Origin of the sequence: Rhodococcus sp. FH8, assembly GCF_019266085.1 — a bacterium.
Lineage (GTDB): Bacteria > Actinomycetota > Actinomycetes > Mycobacteriales > Mycobacteriaceae > Rhodococcus_F > Rhodococcus_F qingshengii.
In genome coordinates this window covers 474,270-500,228 of record NZ_LPNQ01000061.1, presented here as the reverse complement: position 1 = coordinate 500,228, position 25,959 = coordinate 474,270, and the positions used below count along the sequence as shown (strand labels likewise).

The following is a 25,959-nucleotide window of genomic DNA, read 5'->3' as shown; positions in this document are numbered from 1 at the left end:
AGGTGACCCGCCGTGTTGCGGGCTACTTTCAGATCTACTCCCGAAGATCACCGGTGGGGCGGATCTTGACGCTTACTTGACGCGCCGCCGAACGAGGTTGACGCGGCCCTGACGTCCTCGACTTACTGTGCTCGCCGGCGCTTCCATCCGAACCAACCGAGCACCGCGAGCAATGCCACCGCGGCGCCTCCGCCGATGACCGTCGATCGGTCGGCGGACACACCAACGGACGGAGTTCCGCCGGCACTCGGGGCGTAACCGGCGCCGTACACGGACTCGACCGCCGCTTGGATGTCGAACCCGGTTTCGGTAGCCGGCCCGCAGCGGTGCCCCTCGTGCTCGGCGTCGACGTCGTACGGCGCAGAAACGAACATCAGCTGCTCGGTGCCGAGCACGTAGCTTGTGCCACAACCGTTCCCGTTCGCGAGTGTCCCCACCGACGTCACCGATGCCAGATCGCCTTTGTAGACCCGGCTGACGTCGAACAGGTAGGTGTCCTCGAATCCGTCCGAAGTTTTCTCCGTCGGAGTTCCGAGGAAAACGGTGCTGGAGACGCTCACGGCTTCTTCCGGGGTAGCCGATGATGCGCACGAACATGCATTCGCTGCCGTGGGCAGCAGTAAGGGCAACCCTCCGGTCAAAAGAAGGATTGCCCCGACTGCCAGTGTTCTTCGCATCGCCATTAACCGACTATATGGTCTGCTATGGCCTGCTCTGAGAAGTTTGAGTGAATCAGCCGCCGAGCTTCTTGTAGAACGTGCCCACGATGGGCGCAACGACGGCACGCGGGCTGTAACCGCCCGCGACGGACATCGCCTTGCTCAAGATGCCCGGTACGACGCGCATCTTGTTCTCGGCCAGGCCGTCGAGCGAGACCTTGGCGGTGTACTCGCTCGAGATCCAGAAGAAGTCCGGGACGAGCTTGTCGACGATCGACGCTTCGGCCGGGTCCGGGGTTTCGGTGCGTACGGGGCCTGGGGCGAGCAGGGTGACGTTCACTCCGGTGCCCTTGAGTTCACCTCGCAACGATTCCGCAAAGGTGTTCACGAACGCCTTGGTGGCGGCGTACGTCGCGTTGTTGGGGATCGGCATGTTGCCGGCCGCGGACCCGACCATCAGGATGGCTCCGGACTTGCGCGCGAGCATGCCGGGCAGCACGGCCAGCGTGAGATCGTGCACTGCAACGGCGTTGAGCTCGACCTGGTCGCGCTCGTAGGCCGGGTCCAGCTCGGCGATCGGCCCGAAGGTGGCGATACCGGCGTTGTTGCACAGGATGCTGATGTCGCGGCCACCGAGTTCCTCGACCAGAACGGCACGCGCCGCGCTGTCGGAGAGGTCCGATGCACGGACCTCCACCTCGACGCCGTGCGCGGCGCGAAGCTTCTCGGCGAGGGCCTCCATGACCTCGCCACGACGGGCAACGAGGATCAGGGAGTGTCCGCGTGATGCCAGATCAGCGGCCAGTGCCTCTCCGATGCCGGAGGAGGCGCCGGTCACTACGGCGCGGGCTGTGGTTGTGGGTGTCGGCAGGCTCACGATCAGTCAGCGTAGCCGGTCAGATCTTCGCGGCCAGTCGTGTGCCCTGTTCGATGGCACGCTTGGCGTCGAGTTCGCCAGCGACATCCGCGCCGCCGATGATGTGGGTCACCACACCCGCGACGGTCAATTCGTCCACGAGATCGCGAACCGACTCCTGCCCGGCGCAGATGACGATGGTGTCGACCTCGAGAAGTCGGGGCTTCTCGTGCTTCTCACCGAAGGTGATATGCAGGCCGGCGTCGTCGATGCGCTCGTAGTTGACGCCCGAGAGCTCGTGGACGCCCTTGTTCTTGAGGGCCGCCCGGTGGACCCAGCCGGTGGTCTTCGCGAGGCCGGCGCCGATGCGTCCTGGCTTGCGTTGGAGGAGGTAGACCTCCCGCTCGGAGAGCTCTGGTACCGGAGTGGTGAGAGCGCCCGGGGCCATTTCGGGTTCGGTGACGCCCCATTCCTGCTTCCACTCCTTGAGATGAAGAGTGGGGGAAGTGGGGTGCGTGAGGAATTCGCTCACATCGACGCCGATGCCGCCGGCGCCGATGACGGCGACGGACTTGCCGACGGGCTTGCCCTCTCGGACGACCTCGGCGTAGGTCAGCACCTTCGGGTTCTCGATGCCGGGGATCTTGGGAACCCGCGGCGTCACGCCGGTGGCAACCACCACTTCGTCGAAGGATCCGATGAGATCTGCCGGTGCGACGCGGGTTTCGAGCTTGACCGTCACTCCAGCCACGTCCAGCATGCGGGTGTAGTAGCGAATGGTCTCGGCGAACTCTTCCTTACCCGGAATGAGCTGTGCGATCCCGAACTGTCCGCCGATCTTGTCCGAGGCCTCGAACAACGTGACCGAATGACCACGCTGAGCAAGATTGAGTGCTGCGGAAAGTCCGGCAGGACCGGCGCCGACGACGGCGAGATTCTTGGTCCGCCGAGTAGGGGAGAGGATCAACGTGGTCTCACGGCCCGCGCGCGGATTGAGCAGGCAGGAGACCTGCTTGTGAACGAAGGCGTGGTCGAGGCAGGCTTGGTTACAGGCAATGCACGTGTTGATCTCGTCGGACGCTCCGCGCTCGGCCTTGTTCACCCAGTCGGGATCGGCGAGCATCGGCCTGGCCATCGAAATCAACTGCGCGTCACCACGGTTGAGGATCTCTTCGGCAGTCTCGGGCATGTTGATCCGATTCGAGGCGGCTACCGGAATGTCGACGTGCTTCTCGAGTTTGCCGGTGATGTCGACGAAGGCTGCTCGGGGAACCGAGGTGACGATGGTGGGCACCCGTGACTCGTGCCACCCGATGTCGGTGTTGATGATCGTGGCGCCGGCAGCTTCGACTTCCTTTGCCAACGAGACGATTTCATCCCAGGTCTGACCGCCCTCGACCAGGTCTGCCATCGACAACCGGAACACGATGATGAAGTTCGGGCCGACGGCCTTGCGTGTGCGTCGCACGATTTCGACTGCCATGCGTCGACGGTTCTCGGAACTGCCGCCCCACTGGTCGGTGCGCTTGTTCGTGCGCTCGCAGAGGAACTGGTTGATGAAGTAGCCCTCACCGCCCATGATTTCGACGCCGTCGTAACCCGCGGACTTGGCCAGACGCGCGCAGCGAACATAGTTCCGGATCTGCCAACGCACCCCACGGCCGGTCAGCTTGCGCGGACGGAACGGATTGATAGGCGCCTTGATCGACGACGCGGAGACACTGAACGGCTGGTAGCTGTAGCGGCCGGCGTGCAGGATCTGCATGGCGATCTTTCCACCCGCGTCGTGAACCGCCTTGGTGATCCGGCGGTGACGGCGCGCTTCGATGCGGTTGGTCAGCTTGGCACCGAAGGGTAAGAGCCAACCGGTGCGGTTGGGCGCGTAGCCGCCGGTGATGATCAAGCCGACTCCGCCACGGGCACGTTCGGCGAAGTACTCGGCCAAGCGGTCGGTGTCCTTCGCGCGATCTTCGAGGCCGGTGTGGATCGATCCCATGACGACGCGGTTCTTCAGCGTCGTGAATCCGAGGTCGAGCGGTTCGAGCAGGCGGGGGAACTGTGTATCCGTCATGACTGAAGATGTCCTTCCGTGGCGTACTCGCCAGTGTCTTCGGTGGCGTACTCGCCAGTGTCTTCGGTGGCGTACTCGCCGGTGTCTTCGATGGCGTACTCGCCAGTGGGCAATGCGTCCAGAACTTCCTGGCACCAGTCGGTGAATCCTTCTTCGACGCGGATGCCGCCGCGAAGTACGAGGTACTGGTGCAGTGAAGAGCCGGAAAGCGCTGCTGGATTGGGGAAGTCACGCTTTTCGATGAGTCGGTAGACGTCGAGGCGGGCGGCGTGGCCGTCGCGGTGGCGAGCGACTTCGCGTCGTAGAGCGGGGAGATCGGCGTGCGCAGCGGCCCTGATCTTGATGGCCAACTCGTTGCGCAGGTGGTTCGGTTCGGACGGCTCTGCGATCCATCGGGTCAGTTCGGCGCGGCCAGCATCGCTGACGCGGTACATCTTCTTGTCCGGTCGGCCGTCCTGCGCGATGGCCTCCACCTCCACCCAGCCTGCCTCGTCCATTCGCTTGAGGACTCGGTAGATCTGCTGGTGCGTCGCGCTGTGGAAGAAGCCGATCGACTTGTCGAACCGGCGTGTGAGGTCGTATCCCGACGCATCCTGTTCGGAAAGGGAGACGAGCAACGCATGTTCGAGTGCCATGGAAAAAGTATCTATGCACTCAGGTGCGTATGCAACTAAGTGCGTACTAACTCGGGTGCATAGAGCGTCTTGTATGTCGACTTCGGAGAGAGGCGCCGAGTCGCCCGCGCGCAGTTAGGCTTCGCCGTATGAGCGCCGAGTCCACGAGCACGCAGGCAGAGCCACCCGCAGGCATCGGCGGTGCGGCCACGAAGAGTCAAGTGTTCGCATGGGGGCTGTGGGATTGGGGATCGGCCGCATTCAACGCAGTGATCCTCACGTTCGTCTTCTCGGTTTATCTCACCGACGCGGTCGGTGACGACCTTCCCGGCACGATTTCGGCAACTACGTGGCTCAGCTGGGCACTCGGAATCGCCGGCTTCTTCATCGCGATTCTCGCTCCGATCACCGGACAACGTTTCGATGCGTCGGGTAAACGTAAACTCTCGCTCGCGATACTGACCGGCATCACCGTGCTCTCGATGGCGGGCCTTTACTTCGTCGAAGACAACTACCGCTATCTGTGGCTCGGATTGGTTCTGCTCGCAATCGGTTCGGTGATCTTCGAACTGGCCGGCGTTCCCTACAACGCCATGATGCGGCAGGTGTCGACACCGGAGAATCTGGGTAGAGTCTCCGGCTTCGGCTGGGCCATGGGATATTTCGGCGGAATCGTGCTGCTGTTGCTGTGCTACTTCGGGTTCATCGTCGGCGACGGCGACACTCGGGGATTCCTCGGATTGACCACCGACGGCGGCATGAACATCCGGATGGTGGCACTGCTGGCTGCAGTGTGGTTCGCGGTCTTCGCGATTCCGGTGTTCTTCAAGGTTCCAGAGTTGCCCAGCCCCGCGGTCGATCCGGGAGCGTCCAAGGCCGGGTTCCTCGACTCCTATCGGGTGTTGTGGCGCGATCTGCGCGAACTCTGGAACGTCGACAGGCGCACGATCTGGTACCTGATCGCGAGCGCGCTCTTTCGTGACGGTCTCGCGGGCGTGTTCACCTTCGGAGCCGTGCTGGCTGTCAACGTCTACGGGATCAGTGCGGCCGACGTGCTGTTGTTCGGTGTTGCGGCCAACGTGATTTCCGCAATCGGTGCATTGGTGGCCGGACGTTTCGACGATCGGATCGGACCGAAACAGGTCATCACCGTCTCGCTGGCGTCGATGATCGTGGTCGGCGCAATATTGATCGCGGTGTCAGGGCCGGTGATGTTCTGGATCTTCGGTCTCGCGCTCTGCCTCTTCGTCGGGCCCGCTCAGTCTTCGGCACGAACCTTCCTGGCGCGCATCACCCCGCCTGGGCGTGAAGGTCAGATGTTCGGCCTGTATGCGACCACAGGCCGAGCAGTGTCGTTTTTGGCGCCGACACTGTTCGGCCTGTTTGCTTGGCTCTTCGGTGCAGACCGTGCCGGCATCATCGGACTGCTGGTGGTTCTCGGCGTCGGTCTTGCCGCATTGTCGATGGTGAAAGCGCCGGAAGGGGACAGTGCGCTTCCCGTCAATCCTTGAAGTAGACCAACTGGTGTGTCGTAGCGAGCAGTGCGCCGTCACTGCCCCAAATTTCGGCCGACTGATCGAAGTAGCCGTTTCCGAACCGTTGGGTCCGCGCCGTTCCCAGGACGGAATTGTCTGCCTGTTCGGTCAGCGTCTGAGCGTCGGCGTGGAAGTAGATGGTCATCGAGACCGTTCCAGCCGGAGCCATCTTGCCTCGGCGCAAGAAGACTCGTGGGAAGAAGACATCGCACAGTGCGGTCAGCGACGTGAAGTCGAGAGCGCGTGCCGGTTGATCGCGCACCCAGAGCGTCGTGGTCGAGTCGGGATGCTCGCCCGACTCCAGGTCGGGGATCGCACCCTCGACAAAGCGCATCTCGTAGTTCTGTGCCCAGGCGATGAACTCGGGGAACGGCAGCAGCGTAACGTCTTCGGCCGACGGAACTTCCGGCATCGTGATCTCGGTAGACGACCAGGTTTCACGCCTGGTACCGAACACTGCCGTCGCGGTAGTGGCGACGGTTCCGTCCTGAGACAGTTCGATGGACCAGTGCTGCGTCGAGCGGTTGGTGCGCACCGGCCGGGCGGAGATCTCGAAGGCGCCCTCGGTGATCGGACCGGCAAAGTTGACGGTCAACGACAGCGGATCGCCGAGGCGTTCGGGGTGCTTCAGTACGGATTCGAGCAACGTGGCAGCGGTGACGCCGCCGAACGGCCCGACCATGTTGTTGTACGCCGGATTGGTCTCGCCGGTCGACAGGCCGGCGGTGAGTGGCGTCAATCCGACAGCAGCGTCGAAAGGATGGGGTGGTGCAACGGTCTCGGTCATCGCAGAACTCCTGGTGATGGAATCAATTCGGCTCTATGTATGACAACATACATAGAGCCGAATTCGTCGCGGCGATCAGGATCCTGCACGTGCGAGGATCGCCTCGGCTAACTCTTCGGCTCGCTCTTCCGGAATCCAGTGACTTCCGCCGTCGAGCACGACGAACTCGTAGGGGGCGTCCACGAATTCGCCACAGCGTTCTGCGCCTGCGCGGCCGAGCGCTGTGTCGCCGGTGCTCCAGACGTACGTAGTCGGCACAGTGGTGCGATCGATGTCGCCGAAGTCGCGGGTCATCGCGCGGTACCAGTTCAAGGCGCCGGTCAGCGCGCCCTCCCCGCTCAGGACACGAATGTGCTCGTCGGCGAATTCAGGATCGATCTGGCCGTCGAACATGGCACGCAGCCGGCGAAAGTTGTCCTCCGACAACACTTCCTCGGCTTTTCCCTCCTGTCGGAGAAGTCCGATGTAGGACGAGCGTTGCTTCTGGTCCTCGTCCTCGCGGAGTGCCCAACCGAAGGCGGTGGGGTGGGGGACCGAGATCGCCGTCAGGCTGCGGATCCGGTTCGGATGGCGACCGGCGACCTGCCAGGCGACCGCCGAACCCCAGTCGTGACCGACAAGATGCGCGTCGGACAGGCCGAGCGCGTCGAGCAATCCGACGACGTCGGCTACCAGGTGCTCGATCTTGTAGGCATCCACCCCTTCGGGGCGTGCGCCGGCGGAGTAACCGCGCTGATTCGGTGCGATTACGCGGTAGCCCGCTGCGGTGAGCAGTGGTGTGACCTTGCCCCAGGATGCGGCGCTCTCCGGGAAGCCATGCAGCGCTACCAGCGGAATGCCGTCGTCCGGGCCCGAGATCAGTACGTCGAAGGTGAGGTCGCCAACGGGGATTTCGTATGTACTCGTGGAAGACATGACTCTCACCGTACGTCGAAAAGGTGAACCCGAGGTCAGTTTCGAGGTGGATTCCAGGTGGCCATTCCGAGCATGATGACTCGCAGTTGCTTCTCGGCTCGTGTGATGACGGCGGCTTCGTCGCGATACCCGGCGGTCCCGGCGTCCAGCAGTTCGACGACAGCACTGAACATCGTCGAGACGATCAGGTCGGCAGCCATTTCCAGATCGTCCGACGACCAGCTTTCCAGTCCGGCAATTCTGGAGAGGTCGATGGTCAGTTCGCTGACGAACAACCGCATTTCAGTGGCGATCGCACGTCGTACCTCACTGACGCCGCTGTAGCGTTCGCGGCAGAGGAACCGAAACTGTCGCTCGTGTGTATGCACTTGTCGCACAAGGATGCCCAGGGACGTAGCGGCGTCCTTGGTGCTGGGATTACGCCTTGCGTCGCGCAGCATCTGGCGCAACATACGCATGCTCTCTTCGACGAGGACGACACCGACGTCCTCCAGTGAAGCGAAGTGGCGGTAGAACGCCGTCGGAACGATCCCGGCTTCCCTGGCTACCTCTCGCAGGCTGATTCCGGCGAAGCCGCGATCGGCCGAGAGGTCCATGGCAGTGTCCAGGAGCGCTTGGCGTGTGCGTTCCTTCTTGGCGGCACGACTTTCCGGTTCCCTGTTGTCGGGCTCCCTGCGCTCTGGGTTCACCGGTCCGGCCTTCGTCACGACGTCGAGTGTAGGTACAGGCATTCCGGCTCCTTTCGGCAACTCGTGTAACTCGGATCACATTCTTGTTGACATGTACTTGTGTGCACCTGTCACACTATCTTCGGTGAACATTTGTACACTGAATTCACGCAGTCGGGGGAAGCTAGCCCAGCAATCGATACACCCGGCAATCGAAGTACGAGGAGGGTCATGACAATCGCATCTGCTCCTGAGAACACGACACCGAAGTCCGCACCTCGGCGCGGACTGTCCTTGGTGGGACTGATCGAAGCCATGGCTGCTCCACATCAGATCGATCGGTACCTCGAGCTGGTCAACCCGATGGCGACGGTTCGTGACATCCGCGCGCAGGTTGTCGCCGTCGACCATCCGACGGCTGACTCCGTCACTCTCACGCTGCGCCCGACTCGCCAGTGGCGCGGTTTTCAGGCGGGCCAGTTCGTGCAGTTGGGCGTGGTGATCGACGGTGTTCGTCACACTCGCTGCTACTCGCCGGCCGGGGGTGCGTCTACGCGCAGTGGGCTGATCGAGCTCACCGTGAAAGCGCATCCGGGTGGCCTGGTGTCGCAGTATCTGTACGCCAACGCGGCACCCGGACTCGTTGTCAGCCTCTCGCAGGCAGACGGTGTGTTCTCCCTTCCCGTCGACCGCCCGCGTCGGGTGTTGTTGATCAGTGGCGGCAGTGGAATCACCCCGGTCATGTCGATGCTTCGGACGCTGGTGGAGGAGCAGCACTCGGGCGAGATCGTGTTCGTGCATTACGCGAACACCGATGCCGACGTGGCGTACACGCGCGCGCTGAAGACCATCGCCGAGCAGAACCCGAACGTGAAACTGGTACTCGTGTACACCGAAAGCGGTGGAGGTGACCTCGAAGGTTTCTTCGATCGCGGGCACCTCGACGCGGTGGCTCCTTGGATCGCCGATCCGGACACGATCGACGCCCAGGCTTATATCTGCGGACCTCCCGGACTGATGCGGGGAGTGCGTGAGGTGTTCCGTGAGGTCGACGTCGAGCACTTGCTCAACACCGAGGAGTTCGCGCCGGCGGTGGCCGAGCCGGGGGAGGCCGGCGGCGAGGTGTCATTCACCAAAAGTGGGGTGGCGGCCGAGAACTCCGGCGAAACACTTCTCGAACAAGCAGAAGCTGCGGGCCTCAATCCCGAGTACGGATGCCGGATGGGAATCTGCTTCTCCTGCACCTCCGTCAAGAAGGCGGGCCGTACCCGAAACGTGCGCACCGGTGAGACAGACGACGAGCCGGACAAGAAGATCCAGCTGTGCGTCAGTGCTCCCGTCGGCGACGTCACCGTCGACATCTGAAGTCCCATTTTCCACACGACTGTCTGGAGACCGACATGTTTGGACTTTCACTTCCCACCCTCCCGTTCCTCGGCAACGGTTCCGATGCGAAGGACGACGCTCCCGTCGTCCTGACGTACGAGCAGGTCGAGGAGATCGGCCGCGAGTTGGACGCATTGCGCGATCGCACCGTCGCCTCGCTCGGAGCGGAGGATCGGGAGTACATCTACAAGATCATCAAGGCTCAGCGCGGGTTCGAGGTCGCAGGTCGCGGCTTGATGTACCTCGGCTTCCTGCCTCCGGTGTGGCTCGCGGCAGTCGGTGCATTGAGCGTGTCCAAGATCCTCGACAACATGGAGATCGGCCACAACGTCATGCACGGTCAGTACGACTGGATGCGTGAACCAGGGCTCAATTCCGAAGTCTTCGAATGGGATACGGTGTGCCCGGCCGACCAGTGGCGTCACTCGCACAACTACATGCATCACACGTACACCAATATTCTCGGCAAAGACCGTGACATCGGATACGGCATCCTGCGTATCGACGACGCGCAGAAGTGGAACCCCTATTACCTCGGTAATCCGGTCTGGGCCTTCGCCTTGATGGTGCTCTTCGAGTGGGGCGTGATGATGCACGATCTCGAGATCGAGAACGTCATCCAGGGCAAACGCAAGTGGCACGACGTCAAGCCGCTCCTGAAGGGCTGGTGGAACAAGGCGGGCAAGCAAGTCCTCAAGGACTACGTCATCTTCCCGGTTCTCACGGGGCCGCTGTTCGTGACCACTCTCGCGGGGAATGTCACCGCCAACCTGGTCCGGAACGTGTGGACGTACTCGATCATCTTCTGTGGCCATTTCCCCACCGGTGTCCAGAGTTTCACCGAGGACGAGACGGCCGACGAGACTCGCGGGCAGTGGTACGTGCGTCAGATGCTCGGCAGCGCCAACATCGAGGGAAGCCCGCTCTTCCACATCATGTCCGGCAACCTCTCGCACCAGATCGAGCACCACCTGTTCCCGGACCTGCCTGCGCATCGTTATCCGGAACTCGCTCCCCAGGTGAAAGAATTGTGCGGGAAGTACGGTTTGCCGTACAACACCGGTGGGTTCTTCAAGCAGATCGGTTCGGTATGGGGCAAGATCTTCAAGCTCGCTCTTCCGCCCGGTTTGGTCAAGTCGACGACCCCTCCCGGTGTTATCGTCGAGCGCCAGCGAACTGCAGCCTGAGAGGCACACACTGATGGTCGGGAAATTCGAACGCCGCAAGGACACGGTCCAGGAACTGACCGAAAGTGCAGCCAACCACGTGGGCTCGATCGCGATGATCATCGCCGGGGCCGTTCGAGACGTGACGCGCGAGATCGGCGACTGGGTGTCCGACGGAATCGAGATGCGTGAAGCAGCGAAAAAGGCTGCAGCTGACGATCGTTCGGAGTCCGTGACCATCGAGCACGACGACAGCGATCCACCTGAAGACTGGCGTTGATTCACCGCGGCGGACGGCCTGATCGCGTAACCGCGAGCCGTCTCGCCTGAACGACCGCGTTGCCCTCCGTCACAGATGACGGAGGGCAACGCGGGTTTCGTGGACTGCCTCGGCGGCCGAAGACGCGGATCGAACGCCGATCACAAGTGAGGTCCTAAGCAGCGCTGCCGAGGCTCGCCGAGTCGAAGCTGCCGAGCCCGGTGCTACCGAGACCGCTGCTACCGACTCCGCCCAGTGCGAGTGCATTGCTGCTGCCCGCGCTCAGTAGCTGGACGATGATGTTGATGACGATGGGGTCGCCGGTGAGCGGAATTGTAGGCACAGGGGGACCTGCTTTCTGTTTCGAGATGTGGTGAGAAGGTGAGCGGCGACGGGATCGTCGACGTGGTCAGGCGGGCTGTTTCAGCCACTTCCGGTGCTGCCGAGCGACACGATGGAGCCGTTGCCGAAGCCGAGTGCTCGGGAGAGTGAGCCGAAGTCGATGACCAGGCTGCCCAGGGTGTGCTGGTTTATCACGGTGGTTCCTGTCTGTGCCGCGACTGTGTGATGCGAGCGGGTAAGTCGATCAGGGAGCAGGCGTCGTGGGAGTTTCGCCGCCGCCGCCAATCGGAGAGTTGTCGGTGTAGAGGAAACTGCTGCCGGCGTTGAACATCTGTAGGACGGTGTTCAAGACGACGGCCAAAGCGCCTGTGGTTGGTGCGGCGATCATGTGCTTGCTCCTGGTTTCAGCGGTGGCGACGTGGTGGTCACCGTGGTCACCGCCATCACAGTGTCAGGCGGCTTGGAGCGGGCCCTGTGCGAGAGATTCTCTCGCACAGGGCCCGAGATTCGTCCTAGGAGACGCCGCCGCCATCCGTCGAGCCCGTGCCGGTGCTGCCCGCGTTGAAGAGCTGCAGGATGGTGTCGAAGAAGGCACCGAGGAGAGCGTTATCCTGGCCGTTGATCATGTGTTTCCCCTTAATTGTTACTGGTTTGCGCGGTGATTCGCACCACACTTTTATAGCCCGGTTCGGAGCGGAAAAGTGGGGTCCAGGCGCCACACGTGGACAGCTAATAGCGAGGATGTGAGTGTTCACATTTTCGCTGGACGATTGTCCACATCAGTGCTTGCGAAGGTCAGCGAGATCATGGCAGCGCGCAGTTTGAGCAGTTCAGAGGGCAGGGCCGGATCCAATCCGGTCAGGGTTGCGATGCGCTTGATTCGATTGTCGACGGTGTTGGTGTGCAGGCCGAGCGCCGACGCGGTGCGCTGACGATGCTGGCCGTTGGCGAGATGTATGGACAATGTCTGCAGCAGTTCCGGATTGCCGTCGAGTGGCTTGAGAAGATTGATCAAGCTGTCGCGGCCTGCGCCACCCCGAGTGAGTTGATACTCGAGCGCGAGGTCTTCCATTCGGTAGGACCGCGCCGGCAGTCTCAGGCGCCGCACGAGTTGCGCCAATTCGTGAGTGGTTGCTTGGGCGGCGGCGATATCTCGTACCGCGGCGTTCTCGGCGATTGCTGTGATCTCCACCCCGACCGTTGCGCGTGCGCGTTGGATGACCTCGCACACTGTTCCCCAGTCGGGTGTGCCCTCGATCAGGACCAGACCACGTTGCGGTGCAGGAGCTTCGAGCAGCGCCGACCCGAAGTGGGCCGCGATTTTCGATTGAGCGACGGAGAGGTCACGGTAGGCCTGTATGCGCTGGTGGTTGCCGTTGCGTGCTCCCGGGCGGATGGGCGGCAGGTTCACCAGGAGCCGCAGGACGAGATAGCGGGGTGCGAGTTCAACGCCCATCTGCAACGCAAGCTGGGTGGGATCGTCGCCGTCCAGCATGGCTTTCACGAGAGCGCCGGCGGAGTATTCCCCGAGTTGGGAACCGGCAGGAAGAGCCGAAAGATAGCTGATCGAGATGAACGAGTGAAGCCGCTGCGCAAGTGCGAACAAGAACTCGTTGAGATCCCCGAGATTGGCGGAGTCCTCGGCGTCGGCCCGGCTGAGGATGAGGGTGCGAAAAGTGCTGATGCCCTCGTTGGTCAAGTTGAGGATCGCGCTGAGTGGCACGCCTTTCAATGCTTGTTGGACGGTCATCGTGTGAATGCCGTCCAACTCTTGGTCGGTGGGAAGTTTGCGGTGATCCAATAGCTGGATCCCCACTTGGAGCCCCTGCACGATCACCGCAATCAGTTCCCGACGTACTGCCTCCGTTTGGAGGGAAGTCAACGTCGGGTTGGCACGGGACAGGTGATCTACGAGATCGCTTGCCAGTGGGATGACGTCGTTGACCGCTGTGGAGGCGGGCTTGCCTCCCAACATGAGCGGTCCCGGGTTGTTCAGCAGCGCTGGGGACATGGGTGGCCTCCTCTAGACAGGTGCGTCGCCTGGCACAGGCACCCGGAGGCTCGGCGCGTTACGAAGCGGGGTACACGCTGAGGCCTTGTTCGGGGGCATACTCGCCGCTGAAATTTGCGGATCGAATTGCGCCAGGCGTTGTGATTTCTACCACATGAACGATCGTCCAACTGTGAAATGGACAAATGTGAAGATAAGTCCATATGCCCCACGCGCTGCGGACCTAAACAATCGTCCACTTACGGTGTTTTTCGACGTCAGAGCGGAAAACGGTTTCGGAGGACACCACGAGTTCCGTCTGGGATCATTGCCGCGCCTACGGTGCTCGTCGCGGGCGATTTGCTCGGAGCAAGCTCGAGGGCCCTGGGTCCTCGCGGACCCAGGGCCCTCGAGGCCTAGGTATTGATTCGACCAGTCCGATGTACGGGAACCGGTTCAGGGTGAAATCACCCTTTTTGTACTGCTGTCTGTGGTGCGGAAATCTCTAGATGACGCCCAGTGAAATCATGGCGTCGGCCACCTTCACGAAGCCGGCAATGTTCGCGCCGTGCACGTAGTCGCCGGGCTTTCCGTACTCGGCAGCGGTGTTGATGGTGCGCTTGTGGATGCCGCGCATGATTCCGGCGAGACGCTCGTCGGTGTACTCGAAGCTCCAGGAATCACGCGAAGCATTCTGCTGCATTTCGAGAGCGGAGGTTGCAACGCCACCGGCGTTGGCCGCCTTGCCGGGTGCGAAGGCTACGTTCGCGTCACGGAAGAGCTGGATGCCACCGGGGGTGGTGGGCATGTTCGCGCCTTCGGCAACGGCCTGAACGCCGTTGGCGATCAAGGTCTTTGCGGCATCTTCGTCGAGCTCGTTCTGAGTCGCGCAGGGGAGTGCGACGTCGCACGGCACGTCCCAGATGGAACCGTCGGCGATGAACTCGGCATGCGGAACTGCGTCGGCGTACTCGCTGATGCGGCCGCGGCGAACTTCCTTGATCTCCTTGAGGAGGTCGAGATCGATGCCCTTCTTGTCCACGATGTATCCCGAGGAATCCGAGCAGGCGATCGCGACGCCGCCGAGCTGGTGGATCTTCTGGATTGCGTAGATGGCGACATTGCCGGATCCGGAGATCACGACGTTCTTGCCTTCGAGGCCTTCACCCTTTGCCTTGAGCATTTCGGCGACGAAGTACGCGACGCCGTAGCCGGTGGCCTCGGTGCGAACCTGCGATCCGCCCCAGGTGATGCCCTTGCCGGTGAGGACGCCCGACTCGTACGTGTTGGTCAGCCGCTTGTACTGACCGAACAGGTAGCCGATCTCGCGACCGCCGACGCCGATGTCGCCGGCCGGAACGTCGGTGTATTCACCGATGTGACGCTGCAGTTCGGTCATGAAGGACTGACAGAAGCGCATGACCTCTGCGTCGGAGCGGCCCTTGGGATCGAAGTCCGAGCCACCCTTGCCGCCGCCGATGGGCAGGCCGGTGAGTGAGTTCTTGAAGATCTGCTCGAAGCCGAGGAACTTCACGATGCCCAGGTTGACGCTGGGGTGGAAGCGCAGGCCGCCCTTGTAGGGGCCGAGTGCACTGTTGTACTGCACGCGGAAGCCACGGTTGACGTGAACGTTGCCCTGGTCGTCGGTCCACGGCACGCGGAAGATGATCTGGCGTTCCGGCTCGCAGAGCCGCTCGATGAGTCCGGCGTCGGCGTAGCGGGGGTGGCGTTCGAGCACTACGTGAAGAGACTCGAAGACCTCTGCGGCGGCCTGATGGAACTCGGGCTCTCCTGCATTGCGAACCAAAACCTGATCGTAAATCTGCGCTACGCGGTCACGTACGGACACCGCTCACCTACCTCGTTGTGAGAACTCTTTTACATTTCCGTTACATACTAGGCGCCTTTATTGCTGTATCGGACAACTGTCCTGTGAAGGTGAAATCGGACACAGCTGTCACTTGTGTCAGTTGAACGGGCGATTTATAACAATTTGCTCAGCTTTCACTCTCTTAACACATTCCAAATGGTTTGCTTCTGCGGTCGGGGATCACTGTGCCTGTGGTCCGAACGAGTCGAAATGATCAGAGGGGCTGCACGTGCGTAATAAACACTCCATGTCGGCGATGTTGTCGATAGGCGTCGTCACGATTGCCGCGACGATTGCCGCAGCACCGTCTGCGTCGGCGATCGGTGGACCGTGCGGTTCGGGAGGAAGTGGTTCCGCCGGATCGATGACGGGTTCGCTCGGCTCGCTGACCGGATCGCTCGGCAGTGGATCCGCCGGTACCGGCTCCCTCGCCAACGCGCTGCCTTGGATCACCGGCGCCCCCAACGGTGCTCTGCCGGTGCTGACCGGCCGGACCAAGGCGATCGAAATGGTCACTGGCCCAGGCAGTCCCAACAACACCATCGAGCGGTTCAACGTGTCGGGTACCGACCTCGGAATCATGTGGGACAACGGTCTTTCGGGGCCGGATCACGACGTGCTGATGGCATTCGGCGACACGGTGGGCGACTGCGACACCCCGGGTGACGACTGGCGCAGCAACGTATTGTTCCGCAGCAACGACACCGCCATTGCCGACGGGATGAAGATCGACAGTTCTCCTTTGGACGGCCCCAATCATTCCAAGGAGATCATTCCGGGATTCGGCATTCCGGGTGAGTTCACCACCATCCCGACCGCTGGAATCTCTTACGGTGGTGTGCAGTACATCAGATTCATGTCCGTTCGGTCGTGGGACGAACCTGGAGCCTGGACCACCAACTACTCGGCTCTGGCTTTCTCCACGGACAACGGTGAGAACTGGGAACTCGATCCGGCGACAGTTCGCGCCAATACCGAAGGACTTGGCATTCCGGGGATTCCGGCAGTATCGCCGATCAATTCCAACTTCCAGCAGAGCGCCTTCCTCGACGGTCGGGACGGCTACATTTACGAATACGGAACTCCCTCAGGTCGTTTCGGTAAGGCGGTCCTGGCGCGAGTGGCCGGCGCCGACATCAGAAATCTCGGCGCCTACGAATACTGGGACGGCTCCGGTTGGAGTCCGCGAGATACCGATGCCGTTCAGGTCATCAAGGCACCGGTCAGTGAACTCGCAGTGCAGTGGAACGACTACCTGAACAAGTACGTTGCCATGTACACCAGTGCCGAGGGCAACCTGGTGATCCGTCAGGCCGACCAACCGCAAGGCCCGTGGAGTGGTACGCAGACCCTGTTGAGTGGAATCACGTTGCCCGCGTTGTACGGCGGATTCATGCACCCGTGGGCGAGCGGACAGTTCCTCGAATTCGTCGCCACCACGTGGGACCGTTACAACGTCATCTACATGCGGACCGATTTGAACGGACTCCAGATGGCGTCGTCGGATTCGCGCGATCGTCCTGACCCCGCGACCACCGGTGAGGCTCGCGTACTCGAAGTCACGATGCCGGAAGACCGCTAGCCGAGCAAGATTCGACAATTATGGCCTGCAACTCGATCGAGTTGCAGGCCATAGTTCTGTGGGTAGTGATATTCGGGTGATACTCAGAGAATGAAGAGCATTTCCTGATACGTCGGGAGTGGCCAGTGATCGTCGGCGACGATGGTTTCGAGGAAGTCGGCCGCTGCACGTACCTCTGCCATGGCGGGCAGGAGTGCGTCCTGTGCGTGCTTGGCCTGATCGAATGGCGACTCGCCGGCGTCGGTGTCGATTGCTGCGCGCAGGGCCGCGAGCGCTGTGCGCAGAGCCGCAACGGGCGCCGACACTTCTTCGAGCGGTGCTGAATCCGGTTCGAGGCCGGCAGACTTCAGTGCGACGAAGTTCTGCGCAACTTCCGTCTGGTGGCGCACTGCAGCCGGAAGAATCAGCGTCGTACCGATTTCGGCGGCCAGGCGTGCCTCGACGCCGATGCTCAGTGCGTACTGTTCGAGTCCGACCTCGTAGCGGCTGTGCATCTCCCGGTGGTTGAAGACCTTGTACTTCTCGAAGAGTTCCATCGAGGATTCGGTGATCAGTTCAGGAAGGGCGTCCAGCGTCGTGCGAAGGTTCGGCAGGCCGCGAGACTCGGCCTCGATCTGCCAGTTCTCCGAGTAACCGTCGCCGTTGAAGACAACCGCACCGTGGTTGGTGATGATCTCGGTGAGCAGATTCTGGACGGCGGTGTCGAAATCGGCGCCGTCGGCGACCGCGGCCTCCAGTTCGGTGGCCATGTAGTCCAAGGCCTCGGCCATGATCGTGTTGATGGTGACCATCGGGCCGTTGACTGTTTGCAGCGATCCTGGCGCGCGGAACTCGAAACGGTTGCCGGTGAAGGCAAATGGGCTCGTACGGTTGCGATCGCCCGGGTCGGTCGGTAGTACGGGAAGGGTATCGGCGCCGATCATCATGGTGCCCTTGTCCTTCGACGATGTCGCGGCGCCCTTGGCGATCTGCTCGAAGACGTCGGCCAGTTGATCGCCGAGGAAGATCGAAATGATGGCCGGGGGAGCCTCGTTGGCACCGAGGCGGTGATCGTTGGTTGCCGATGCGACCGACGCGCGCAGGAGGCCCGCGTATTTGTGGACGGCCCGGATGACTGCGGCGCAGAATACGAGGAACTGGGCATTGTCATGCGGATTGTCGCCGGGGACAAGCAAACTGCCGAGTTCGGAGTTGCCCAGCGAGAAGTTGACGTGCTTGCCGGAGCCGTTGACACCGTCGAACGGCTTCTCGTGGAACAGACATTCCATGCCGTGCTTCTTGGCGATTGTCTTGAAAGTGGTCATCAGCAACTGCTGGTGGTCCGCGGCGATGTTGCCTCGCTCGAACATCGGGGCGATTTCGAACTGGCCGGGCGCAACCTCGTTGTGCCGCGTCTTGGCGGGGATACCGAGTTTGAAAAGTTCCCGCTCGGTGTCCATCATGAATCCGAGCACACGTTCCGGGATCGCCCCGAAGTAGTGGTCGTCGAACTCCTGGCCCTTGGGCGGCTTTGCGCCGAAGAGTGTTCGGCCGGCGTTGAGGAGGTCGGGGCGGGCGAGGAAGAAGTGTCGATCGATCAGGAAGTACTCCTGCTCGGGTCCGCAGAACGACACGATGTGCTCGGGATCGGTATGACCGAACAACTTAAGGATTCGTTCGGCGTGGAAACCCATTGCCTGTTGTGAACGCAGCAGGGGAGTCTTGTGGTCGAGCGCTTCGCCGGTCATCGAAACGAACACGGTCGGGATACACAGTGTGTTGCCGTTGGGGTTTTCGAGAACGTAGGCCGGGCTCGTGACATCCCAGCCGGTGTATCCGCGAGCCTCGAACGTGTTGCGCAGCCCGCCGTTCGGGAAACTCGAAGCGTCGGGTTCACCTTGGATCAAGGTCTTGCCGGCGAACTCCGCCAGTGCACTGCCGTCGCCGACCGGCTCGAGGAAGCTGTCGTGCTTCTCGGCGGTCAACCCGGTAAGCGGATAGAAGACGTGGGCGTAGTGGGTTGCGCCTTTCTCCAACGCCCAGTCCTTCATCGCGGATGCGACCGCGTCGGCGACCATGGGATCGAGCGGTTTGCCTTGCTCGATCGTCGCCATCACCGATTTGTAGACAAGCTTGGGCAGTCGCTTCTGCATGACCACCTTGTTGAAGACGTTGGCTCCGAACACCTCTCCGGGTGTCTCGTCGGTCGTGAAACTGACCACCGGAGGTGTGTAGGCCTCGACGTCCTTGATCGCTTGCAAGCGAACTGCATTTCCACTCATGTGCTTACCCCTCGCCCGGGCCCAGGGCTGCGCTGCTGATTGCGAGCCCGACTTCGGCAAACCCTACGAACCTCCGGTATCGGGGGTGTTTCGTAGATATTGCGCCTGTCCGCAAACTTCGAGTCACAACGGAAATGTCGATCTGTCGGAGGTCTACGGCAGACTTCGAGCCGACGGGCTATTGCAGGACAGTCGAATCGGAGAGTCTTTGTGATCAGGGTGTTGGTGCCAACAACGGTGGAGCAGGGCGATCTCGCGGAAGTGCTTCGGTTGTACGACGAACTTGTCACCGAGACCCGAAAAGAGGACGGCTGCATCAATTACGAGTTACTGCAGCGCACCGAAAATCCCTGCGAGCTCGTGTTGGTGGAGGAATGGGAATCGCAGGAGCACCTCGACGCCCACACCCATACCGAGCACTTCGTCAGGTTGGTTGAGGCGCTGGACAAGCTCGAGACGGCAGCGCCGGCGCAGATCTTCACGAAGGTTCTGTAGCGGCGGAGGCAGGTTTCAGTGCTCGCTAAGGCGTCGAACAAACATTCCGGAGAGCCCCGAGCGTCAACGAGGCGACCCGTTCCGACACACGCGGAAACTGGTTTGCATCGACACGCCAGAATCATCGTAGATCCGTCGAGTCCGATGTAGGACAGCACCTTCGGGCTCCAGCCGGGCGTTGTGCAGGTGTCGGCCGACCTGCACGGGTGCTCTATACGGTGACGTCGGAGTAGGGCATATGCTCTGACACCCAAGGAAATACGAATTCCATGAGTAGCAGCACCACCGCGACCACGAGAACGATCGCCAGCAGGGCCTTCACTGGTCGGGGGCCGGGGAGCGCTCCCCAGAGGTATCCGTACATTCATTGCTCCTGGAATGCCGCGGGAATGGTGCCCGAAGTCTTCGAGATTGTTTCGACGAGAACCGCGTGGACGATCAAGCGTTCGCTGTTCGAGTAGAGCGGATGGCACGTGGTCAGTGTCAACATACTTTCCAGCGTGGCGTCGGGCTCGGCCCAAGGGCTTCCGGGCAGCGGGTTGACGACCGCAACATCCCCGGGCACGGTGATGCGCCGCCCGAGGAGATGGACGTAGTCGCCTTCGGAAACACGATCGGCTTGCTCGGGATTCAAGCAGGCTTTCGCCGCAGCGCGACGTTCGGGCGAGGCCTGGTCGAGTGGGAGCAACCGGTACGTCATCCATTGGAACTCGGTCTCCACGACGACGGCATCGCATGCATCGAGTCGATCCAGGTGCTGGAAGACTGCGCCGGAACCATTGCGGTGCCCGGCGAGCGCGAAGTTTCCGGCTTCGCCGGGCATCTGCGAGTCCGGGTAGTGGCCGGGGCCGGCCCGCAGGTCCTCGTTGCGTGTGCCCTCGACGATTGCGTACGCGGCGCCGAGTGTGGGGAAATGCACGCGCGCGAATCCCTCGCCGAGCACAGGGATCAGCGGGGACACCGGCTGACCATCGATCACTCCTGAGGCTTCGGGGACTTCGGCCCAGGATTCCTCCAGACTGTTGTTGAGCTCGTCCTGCAGCCGCCCCGAGACGATATTGGTCCAGAACGCCTCATAGATGACGAACAGCAGGATGACGACCCCGGCCGTGAGGAGCAGTTCGCCGATTACCTGGCCTGCGCCCGGCCGACGACGCCCTGAAACTTCGGTATCGCTCACGGACCGGGGTCTCCTCTCCACAGATCTACCGAGATAGCTGATGTGTCGAATTGGTGCCGTATCGAACTAGCTGCCCGCGTCGATCGTGGCGCTCCCGGTACCGCCGAGGAGATCGTAAAGGAGTACGGACAGGCGACCGAGGCCGTCGATCGCGGCAGAACCAGTGGTCTCGATGCCTTCGATGACGATCGGGAACGGGAGGAATGACATGGTGTTTCTCCTTCGAGGGGTGGGCCGCGGCGGCGGCCGCGAGATAGATGCGTCGTGACGGTGAAACAGGGCGGGTGCGACCAGGTGTATGTTGCACCCGCCCTGTTTCGGTATTTCTGGTTGGGAGTTACTCCTGGCCGGGTGCGCGCTTGCGGTTACGCAGGGTGAGCCATGCGCCACCGCCGATCAGTGCCAGCGCCAGACCGGCGAGCCAGATGACGTTCGCGCCGGTTACCGGCAGGGACGAGGACTGGTCCGGTTTGGCCTGAGCAGGATTTCCCGGAGCAGGTGTGCCCGGAGCACCGTTGTGTCCACCACCGTTGTTGCCGGGAGTGTTGTTGCCGGGAGTCGACACGTCAGTGCCTGGTCCTCCGGGTACTTCAGAGCCCGGCCATGTCGGGATTTCCCACGGCGGCAGCGGGATCGGGATCGGGATGATGATCAGCCCATTGCTGCTGGTTTTGTTCTCGAGTCCCAGGACCACCGACTTGTTTGCTTCGCCGGTGAGCTTGACGGAAGTTGCGGTCGGTTCGCCGTCGATCTTCGAGACATCCGCCTTGCCTTCCTTGACGCCCCAGATCACTTCACCCCACTTGACGTTGGTGACGTCGGTGTGAGCACCGGTTTCTGTGAAAGTGATGTCGGTGTTCAGCGGGAACTGGACCCGGCCGTCGATGACGGCTGCGTCGCACTGGGCGGTCGGAGTGACCGAAGCGCCCGGCTTGACATCGAGAACACAAGACCGCGCCTCATTATCGATGTCCGTCCACGTAGCCGTGACCTGGAAGATCGTGGATCCGTCTTTGGCTACCTGGCTGCCCTTGGGGCCGGTCACGATCTTGTCGATATCCACCTCGGTGGTCGGGATCGGGCGGTTGTGGATCTCCACCACAGCCTTCTCACCCGCCACCGCCTTGACGGTGTCGCGGTAATCGGCGTCACCGGCATCCGCGGAGACGTAGTAGTACGGCCGCGCCCAGTCGATACCGGCCAGTGGCTTGGGGTCGACCTCGGAGAAGGTGATCACGGTGTTCCGCGGCACAACCTCGTCGGACGTCCAGCTCCAGTCGTTTGCGGCATCGAGGGTGATGGTCTGGCCCACTGCCGGGAAATCAGTTCCAGCGGGGAGTGCCGGATCGATCCCGTCGATACGGACCTCGAACGTCGCGCTGTCAGGCAGGTCGGCCTCGGGTGCGCGGACGGGGTTGCCGTCAGCGTCGAGGATGAACTTCGTGAATTCGACCGATCCGAATTTCCACAGCGCCTCGTTCGACAGCGTGATCAGTCGACCGTCGGTCGGGTCGTCGGAGACTATGCCCGTCGCGGTGCCGTCGAGGTTCGAATGCAGCCACGATTCGCCTTCCGGGCTGGTGCCCCAGGAGATCGTGCCCCACTCGACTCCGTCGACATCGGGACGGCCGGTCTCAGTGAAGGTCACCTCGGTGCCGACAGGGAGGTCGACGCCGAGCGGTGTGGTCTGTCCCTGCTTGACGCTCAGCACCTGGGTGCGGTACTCCACACCGTCGCGCCAACGCGCCTCGACCGTGAACTCCACGTCGTCGCCGACGGCCTCGGCGGCCTCACCGCCGACCTGCTTTGCGATGCGCAGAGTGCCGTCGTTGACGTCGACGAAGTTCGACACCTCGATCTTGCGCAGATCCTTGCCGATGGTCACCACGGCTGCGTTGTCCGGACTGATCCTGACATTCCCGGAGTATGCGGGCACGCCATAGGCGAGACCGTCACCGTTTGCCGGAACCAGCTCTGTCAGTGTGACTTCGGTGCCGCCCGGCAGGTTCTCGCCGAACGGAACCGGGGTGCCGTCGGACGGAAGAGACAGCGTCTTGCTCTGCGGGTTGTCGTCCGTATCGAGCCAGGTGGCAATCACGTCGAAGCTCGCCGGTACGGCCTTGTCGGACGCCTTCGGGCCCGTGAGCTTTTTGCTCACTTCGAAGGTGCCTTGCGTGATCGTGGCCTCGTTGGTGACGGAGACCGTGTTCGCCGACGCGTCGGTGCCGATGGTGAGCGTCTTCGGGCTGATCACCGGCAGCGACCACGTCACGAGGTCGGTGTTCGTCGGTTGGACCTCGGTGAAGGTGACTTTCGCTCCGATGGGCAATTTGCCCAGGTCGTAGTGCTGACCGTCCTTCAGGGTGAATTGACGCAGCTCGTTGCCGGCGGCGTCGTCACCGAAGGCGATCTCTGCGTTGACGACGAAAGCCTCGAGCCCCGTGCGCGCTCCGTCACCGATGACGGATTTGGTGATCCTCGCCGATCCCAGGCTCGCTTTGTTGAGCAGTGTGACACCGACATTGCTCTTCGGCGTGATGGTCACCAGCGCCTCGGTGCGGTCCCCGTTGAGCGTCACACCCTCCGACGGGCGGAACGTCCCTCTCTCGAAGTACACACCGTCAACGGTCGGGAGGTTGATCTCGGACAGGCGGATCTGCCAGCCGGTTCCGCGGGGGTTGATCCCACTGACGGGTGTCCCGTCAGCCTTCACCTTGATCTCGTAGGAGCTCACCGGGGCGTCGGTCGCTGGATCTTGCCCGGGGGCGAACTCCTCGACTTTCACAGTGAACTCGGTGTCTTCCGGGAATTTCTCGGAGAAGGGAGCGATCTCCTTCAGAAGCGAGAACGAGCCCCGCGACACACCTTGGCCGGTGCCGCCGCCGCCCCATTCCTGCTTGACGCTCTTCGACAGCGTCTGCTTGCCGGCATAGGTGAGGGTGTTGGAGTATTCCGTGTCGCGCTGGTCCAGTCCGCCGCTGCTGGTGCACAGGGTGTAGCTGACGAGGTACTTCGTCTGACGGCTGTAACCGTCCGCGTCCCGAGGGAGGGTGAGATCGAAACCGCCGTCGGCGCGCGCCACCGAGGTGGCGTCGGTTATATCGCGTTTCTTGTTGCCGTCGAAGAAGTCTTGCGCGACGACCTTGAGATTGAGGTTGCTCTTGAGATCGCCGCCGATTTCACACACCGTCATGTTCGGTGAGAACCTGTCGTTGATGACCGCCGGTTCCGTAAGGCCCTCGAGATCGTGTCCGGAGATTTCCACGGTCCAATTGAGGGTGGTGCCTGCCGGCTGCTCCACACCGCCGATCGTCTGCGACGTGGTGTTGATCGCGCCGTTCTTGCCGCTCGTGAACCCAGGTCCCTCAGTCTTTCCCGTGATCGACGTCTTGTTGACGACCGCCGAGTTGGTGAGATGGTCCTCGGAGTCCGGCACCTCGGTGGTGGTCAGGCAGGTCCGGTACGTGAAGTAGTAATACTGTTCTTCGTTGAATGTGTCCGGGTTATCCACAGTGATCGCCGCGGTGAAGGTACTCGCGCCGGCTACTGCGCCGATGGGAGCAATGGTGAATCCTGCGGCAGGAGTGCGGTAGTTGGGTTCGTTCTCCCGCCCTGGGAGGTAGTCAGACTTCTCGATGACTACCTGCACGCCCGAGGCACAGACCGCATGGGGGCCGCCGAAGGTGTCGGTGATGTCGATCTTGTGGTTGTTGGCGGCAATGTCGGTGCCCGGAACCACAATCGTCCAGACGGCTTCCATATTGCGCTTACCGCCGTCGAGGTAGCCGCCCTTCCAGGGCTCGGTCTGCGGCGCGTAGTCCTGTCCCACGCCATCCGAAGCCACCGTGTTGTCACCGATCGTCACGGAGTTGGTGTACTGAGTCCCCTTGAGATCCACAACGCCGCTGGTCGTGCATGAGGTGTACTCGATGCGGTAGAGCTTGCTGCCCTCGAAGGGCCCGCCGTTGTTGATGTTGATCGTGACCTGATCACCCGCGTCGGGTTGGGTGACGGTGACGCCGCCAGGGGTCTCTTTGAGATCGCCCGGGCGACCGGACCACAGCTTCGCGTTGAGCAGGCTGCCCGCACACACCTTCATGTTGTCGGAGAGCTCGTCGCTCAGGGTCACCGAACCGGTGTTGCCTGTGTCCAACTTGGCCAGATCTGCGCCGGGGATGTCGATGGTCCACCGCACTGACTGCTTGTTGTCCTGGAGTTTGCCGGACTTCGTCGACTCGCCGATTACGCGGCCGTCGGTGATGCCGCCCGTGCCGGGCAGGTCGACCTGCGTGACCTTGTTGTTGATCGTGAAATCCACAGTCTCTGACGTGGTGTACTCGACTGCCTTCGTGTAGACGAAGAAATCGCCCTTCACCTCGTCCGGCCGATCCGCCACAGCGTCGGAGAGCACGCAGGTCATGAGATTGGTGGAAGCAGCCAGATCGCATGTGCCCCAAACCGTCCCGTCGTCGCCCTCGAGCGCGATCGTCGGGTTGGACTGGAGCTTCAACTCGTCAGGGAATCCGATGGTGAACTGGTCGCCCGGTTGCGGGCTCGCGCTTGACGCGTCCCAGGTGCCCTTCACCGTGACGGAGTCCCCGACCGTGATCTGCTGGTCGTTCTTTCCCTCGACCTGGACGTCGGTGATTTTCACATCGATGCCGGGATTGACTCCGCGTGCGGCCAGTCGCTGCGCCGCCACAGAAGTCGTAGACGGGGGCGCCGTGGTTGTGATCGGCGGTTTCGCAGAAGTGGGTGACTCCGACGTGGAAGTAGGCGGCGCCGTCGTTTTCAGTGGCGCCTCCGCCGTAGTCGCGGGCGGCTTCGTTGTGTTCGGAACTGTGGTGGTCGGACCTGTGGTGGTCGAGGTCCCGATGTCATCTGCCGAGGCAACTTGGACGAATGAGAACGACGATATGACCAGCGCCAGGACCGCAACGATCATCCCCAAAGCTGCCCACCGAGACACCACCCCCTCCCCGGCACGGCGTGGGAAGACACGGTTACGCATGACGAACACCTTTCGTTCAGAACACATGATTTGGGCCCCGTTTCCGGGGCCGTCGAATAGCGAAACGGGACCTTTGAGCAGCTCTGGAGCCTGGATGCGAGCGTTGGTGATTCTCAGGCGTCCTATTGCGGAGCCGAACAGTTGGTAATCGGATCTGGTTGGCGCCAGCGCAGACCGACGGCCGGCTCTGGGTAGGCCAGGAAATTCCAAGAAAGATCGACCGCCGGTATTACCTAACGCGACGACCTACGAGGTACTAAAGGCTGCGGCCGAGGATCTTTCCTGCGCGATTCATTGCAGTTCGGGCATGAG

Annotated in this window: 21 protein-coding genes and 1 pseudogene; 6 read left to right on the top strand and 16 right to left on the bottom strand. The window is 62.0% G+C overall.

Translation table 11 applies throughout. The annotated features are described in order from the left end of the window. Nucleotides 1–122 precede the first annotated feature (122 nt). The 4 genes and pseudogenes from ATN38_RS13820 to ATN38_RS13805 form a co-directional block, all read right to left on the bottom strand. Complete coding sequence (locus ATN38_RS13820) at nucleotides 123–560, bottom strand: hypothetical protein (RefSeq protein WP_007733324.1); 438 nt, start codon at nucleotides 558–560, stop codon at nucleotides 123–125. Nucleotides 561–732: 172 nt separating this feature from the next. After that, complete coding sequence (gene cmrA / locus ATN38_RS13815) at nucleotides 733–1,536, bottom strand: mycolate reductase (protein ID WP_007733327.1); 804 nt, start codon at nucleotides 1,534–1,536, stop codon at nucleotides 733–735. 19 nt (nucleotides 1,537–1,555) lie between these two features. Further along, nucleotides 1,556–3,586, bottom strand: coding sequence for an NADPH-dependent 2,4-dienoyl-CoA reductase (locus ATN38_RS13810; RefSeq protein WP_084324804.1), 2,031 nt, complete (start codon nucleotides 3,584–3,586; stop codon nucleotides 1,556–1,558). Between the two features lie 110 nt (nucleotides 3,587–3,696). Continuing rightward, nucleotides 3,697–4,221: pseudogene (locus ATN38_RS13805) on the bottom strand (PadR family transcriptional regulator); the annotation flags it as partial. A 128-nt stretch (nucleotides 4,222–4,349) separates the two neighbouring features. On the opposite strand from ATN38_RS13805, the gene ATN38_RS13800 reads away from it, so the two are divergent. Continuing rightward, on the top strand, nucleotides 4,350–5,711 hold the full coding sequence (locus tag ATN38_RS13800; protein WP_007733331.1) for an MFS transporter: 1,362 nt from the start codon (nucleotides 4,350–4,352) through the stop codon (nucleotides 5,709–5,711). Here the strand turns inward: ATN38_RS13800 and ATN38_RS13795 are convergent. From ATN38_RS13795 to ATN38_RS13785, 3 genes are all read right to left on the bottom strand, one after another. Beyond that, nucleotides 5,701–6,522, bottom strand: coding sequence for an acyl-CoA thioesterase II (locus ATN38_RS13795; RefSeq protein WP_007733332.1), 822 nt, complete (start codon nucleotides 6,520–6,522; stop codon nucleotides 5,701–5,703). The genes ATN38_RS13800 and ATN38_RS13795 overlap by 11 nt on opposite strands. 75 nt (nucleotides 6,523–6,597) lie before the next feature. Further along, nucleotides 6,598–7,437 (bottom strand): alpha/beta fold hydrolase, encoded by an 840-nt coding sequence (locus ATN38_RS13790; protein ID WP_003945355.1) that lies wholly within the window; start codon nucleotides 7,435–7,437, stop codon nucleotides 6,598–6,600. 35 nt (nucleotides 7,438–7,472) lie between these two features. After that, nucleotides 7,473–8,168: a TetR family transcriptional regulator gene (locus tag ATN38_RS13785; RefSeq protein WP_003945327.1), complete on the bottom strand. Its 696-nt coding sequence runs from the start codon at nucleotides 8,166–8,168 to the stop codon at nucleotides 7,473–7,475. 168 nt (nucleotides 8,169–8,336) lie between these two features. On the opposite strand from ATN38_RS13785, the gene ATN38_RS13780 reads away from it, so the two are divergent. The 3 genes from ATN38_RS13780 to ATN38_RS13770 are packed head-to-tail and all read left to right on the top strand — an operon-like array spanning nucleotide 8,337 to nucleotide 10,937. After that, on the top strand, nucleotides 8,337–9,470 hold the full coding sequence (locus ATN38_RS13780; RefSeq protein WP_218748115.1) for a ferredoxin reductase: 1,134 nt from the start codon (nucleotides 8,337–8,339) through the stop codon (nucleotides 9,468–9,470). A 35-nt stretch (nucleotides 9,471–9,505) separates the two neighbouring features. Further along, entirely contained in the window at nucleotides 9,506–10,678 is a 1,173-nt protein-coding gene (locus ATN38_RS13775; protein ID WP_003945297.1) for an acyl-CoA desaturase, read from the top strand. A 13-nt stretch (nucleotides 10,679–10,691) separates the two neighbouring features. Then, complete coding sequence (locus ATN38_RS13770) at nucleotides 10,692–10,937, top strand: hypothetical protein (RefSeq protein ID WP_003945295.1); 246 nt, start codon at nucleotides 10,692–10,694, stop codon at nucleotides 10,935–10,937. A 154-nt stretch (nucleotides 10,938–11,091) separates the two neighbouring features. Here the strand turns inward: ATN38_RS13770 and ATN38_RS13765 are convergent, their stop codons facing one another. From ATN38_RS13765 to gdhA, 4 genes are all read right to left on the bottom strand, one after another. Next, complete coding sequence (locus tag ATN38_RS13765) at nucleotides 11,092–11,259, bottom strand: hypothetical protein (RefSeq protein ID WP_003945367.1); 168 nt, start codon at nucleotides 11,257–11,259, stop codon at nucleotides 11,092–11,094. 243 nt (nucleotides 11,260–11,502) lie between these two features. Continuing rightward, nucleotides 11,503–11,646: a hypothetical protein gene (locus tag ATN38_RS13760; protein WP_003945326.1), complete on the bottom strand. Its 144-nt coding sequence runs from the start codon at nucleotides 11,644–11,646 to the stop codon at nucleotides 11,503–11,505. A 363-nt stretch (nucleotides 11,647–12,009) separates the two neighbouring features. Then, nucleotides 12,010–13,269: a CdaR family transcriptional regulator gene (locus ATN38_RS13755; protein ID WP_003945374.1), complete on the bottom strand. Its 1,260-nt coding sequence runs from the start codon at nucleotides 13,267–13,269 to the stop codon at nucleotides 12,010–12,012. Nucleotides 13,270–13,753: 484 nt separating this feature from the next. Further along, entirely contained in the window at nucleotides 13,754–15,097 is a 1,344-nt protein-coding gene (gene gdhA / locus ATN38_RS13750) for an NADP-specific glutamate dehydrogenase (RefSeq protein ID WP_003945368.1), read from the bottom strand. Between the two features lie 268 nt (nucleotides 15,098–15,365). On the opposite strand from gdhA, the gene ATN38_RS13745 reads away from it, so the two are divergent. After that, complete coding sequence (locus tag ATN38_RS13745) at nucleotides 15,366–16,700, top strand: DUF4185 domain-containing protein (protein WP_021344745.1); 1,335 nt, start codon at nucleotides 15,366–15,368, stop codon at nucleotides 16,698–16,700. Nucleotides 16,701–16,783: 83 nt separating this feature from the next. Here the strand turns inward: ATN38_RS13745 and ATN38_RS13740 are convergent, their stop codons facing one another. Further along, complete coding sequence (locus ATN38_RS13740) at nucleotides 16,784–18,961, bottom strand: glutamine synthetase III (RefSeq protein WP_003945365.1); 2,178 nt, start codon at nucleotides 18,959–18,961, stop codon at nucleotides 16,784–16,786. A 225-nt stretch (nucleotides 18,962–19,186) separates the two neighbouring features. Between ATN38_RS13740 and ATN38_RS13735 the strand changes: the two genes are divergently transcribed. Continuing rightward, complete coding sequence (locus ATN38_RS13735) at nucleotides 19,187–19,456, top strand: putative quinol monooxygenase (protein ID WP_230358829.1); 270 nt, start codon at nucleotides 19,187–19,189, stop codon at nucleotides 19,454–19,456. 211 nt (nucleotides 19,457–19,667) lie between these two features. Here the strand turns inward: ATN38_RS13735 and ATN38_RS13730 are convergent, their stop codons facing one another. From ATN38_RS13730 to ATN38_RS13715, 4 genes are all read right to left on the bottom strand, one after another. Further along, nucleotides 19,668–19,820 carry a hypothetical protein gene (locus tag ATN38_RS13730; protein WP_003945315.1) on the bottom strand — a complete coding sequence of 51 codons (153 nt, stop codon included), beginning with the start codon at nucleotides 19,818–19,820 and terminating at the stop codon, nucleotides 19,668–19,670. Then, nucleotides 19,821–20,636 carry a class E sortase gene (locus ATN38_RS13725; RefSeq protein ID WP_007733340.1) on the bottom strand — a complete coding sequence of 272 codons (816 nt, stop codon included), beginning with the start codon at nucleotides 20,634–20,636 and terminating at the stop codon, nucleotides 19,821–19,823. It lies immediately after the preceding gene. Between the two features lie 66 nt (nucleotides 20,637–20,702). Beyond that, nucleotides 20,703–20,846, bottom strand: a complete 144-nt coding sequence (locus ATN38_RS13720) for a hypothetical protein (protein ID WP_007733341.1) — start codon at nucleotides 20,844–20,846, stop codon at nucleotides 20,703–20,705. Between the two features lie 127 nt (nucleotides 20,847–20,973). Further along, the gene (locus ATN38_RS13715) at nucleotides 20,974–25,581 is read right to left on the bottom strand and encodes a DUF5979 domain-containing protein (RefSeq protein WP_218748132.1); all 4,608 of its coding nucleotides are present in this window, start codon (nucleotides 25,579–25,581) and stop codon (nucleotides 20,974–20,976) included. Nucleotides 25,582–25,959 lie beyond the last annotated feature (378 nt).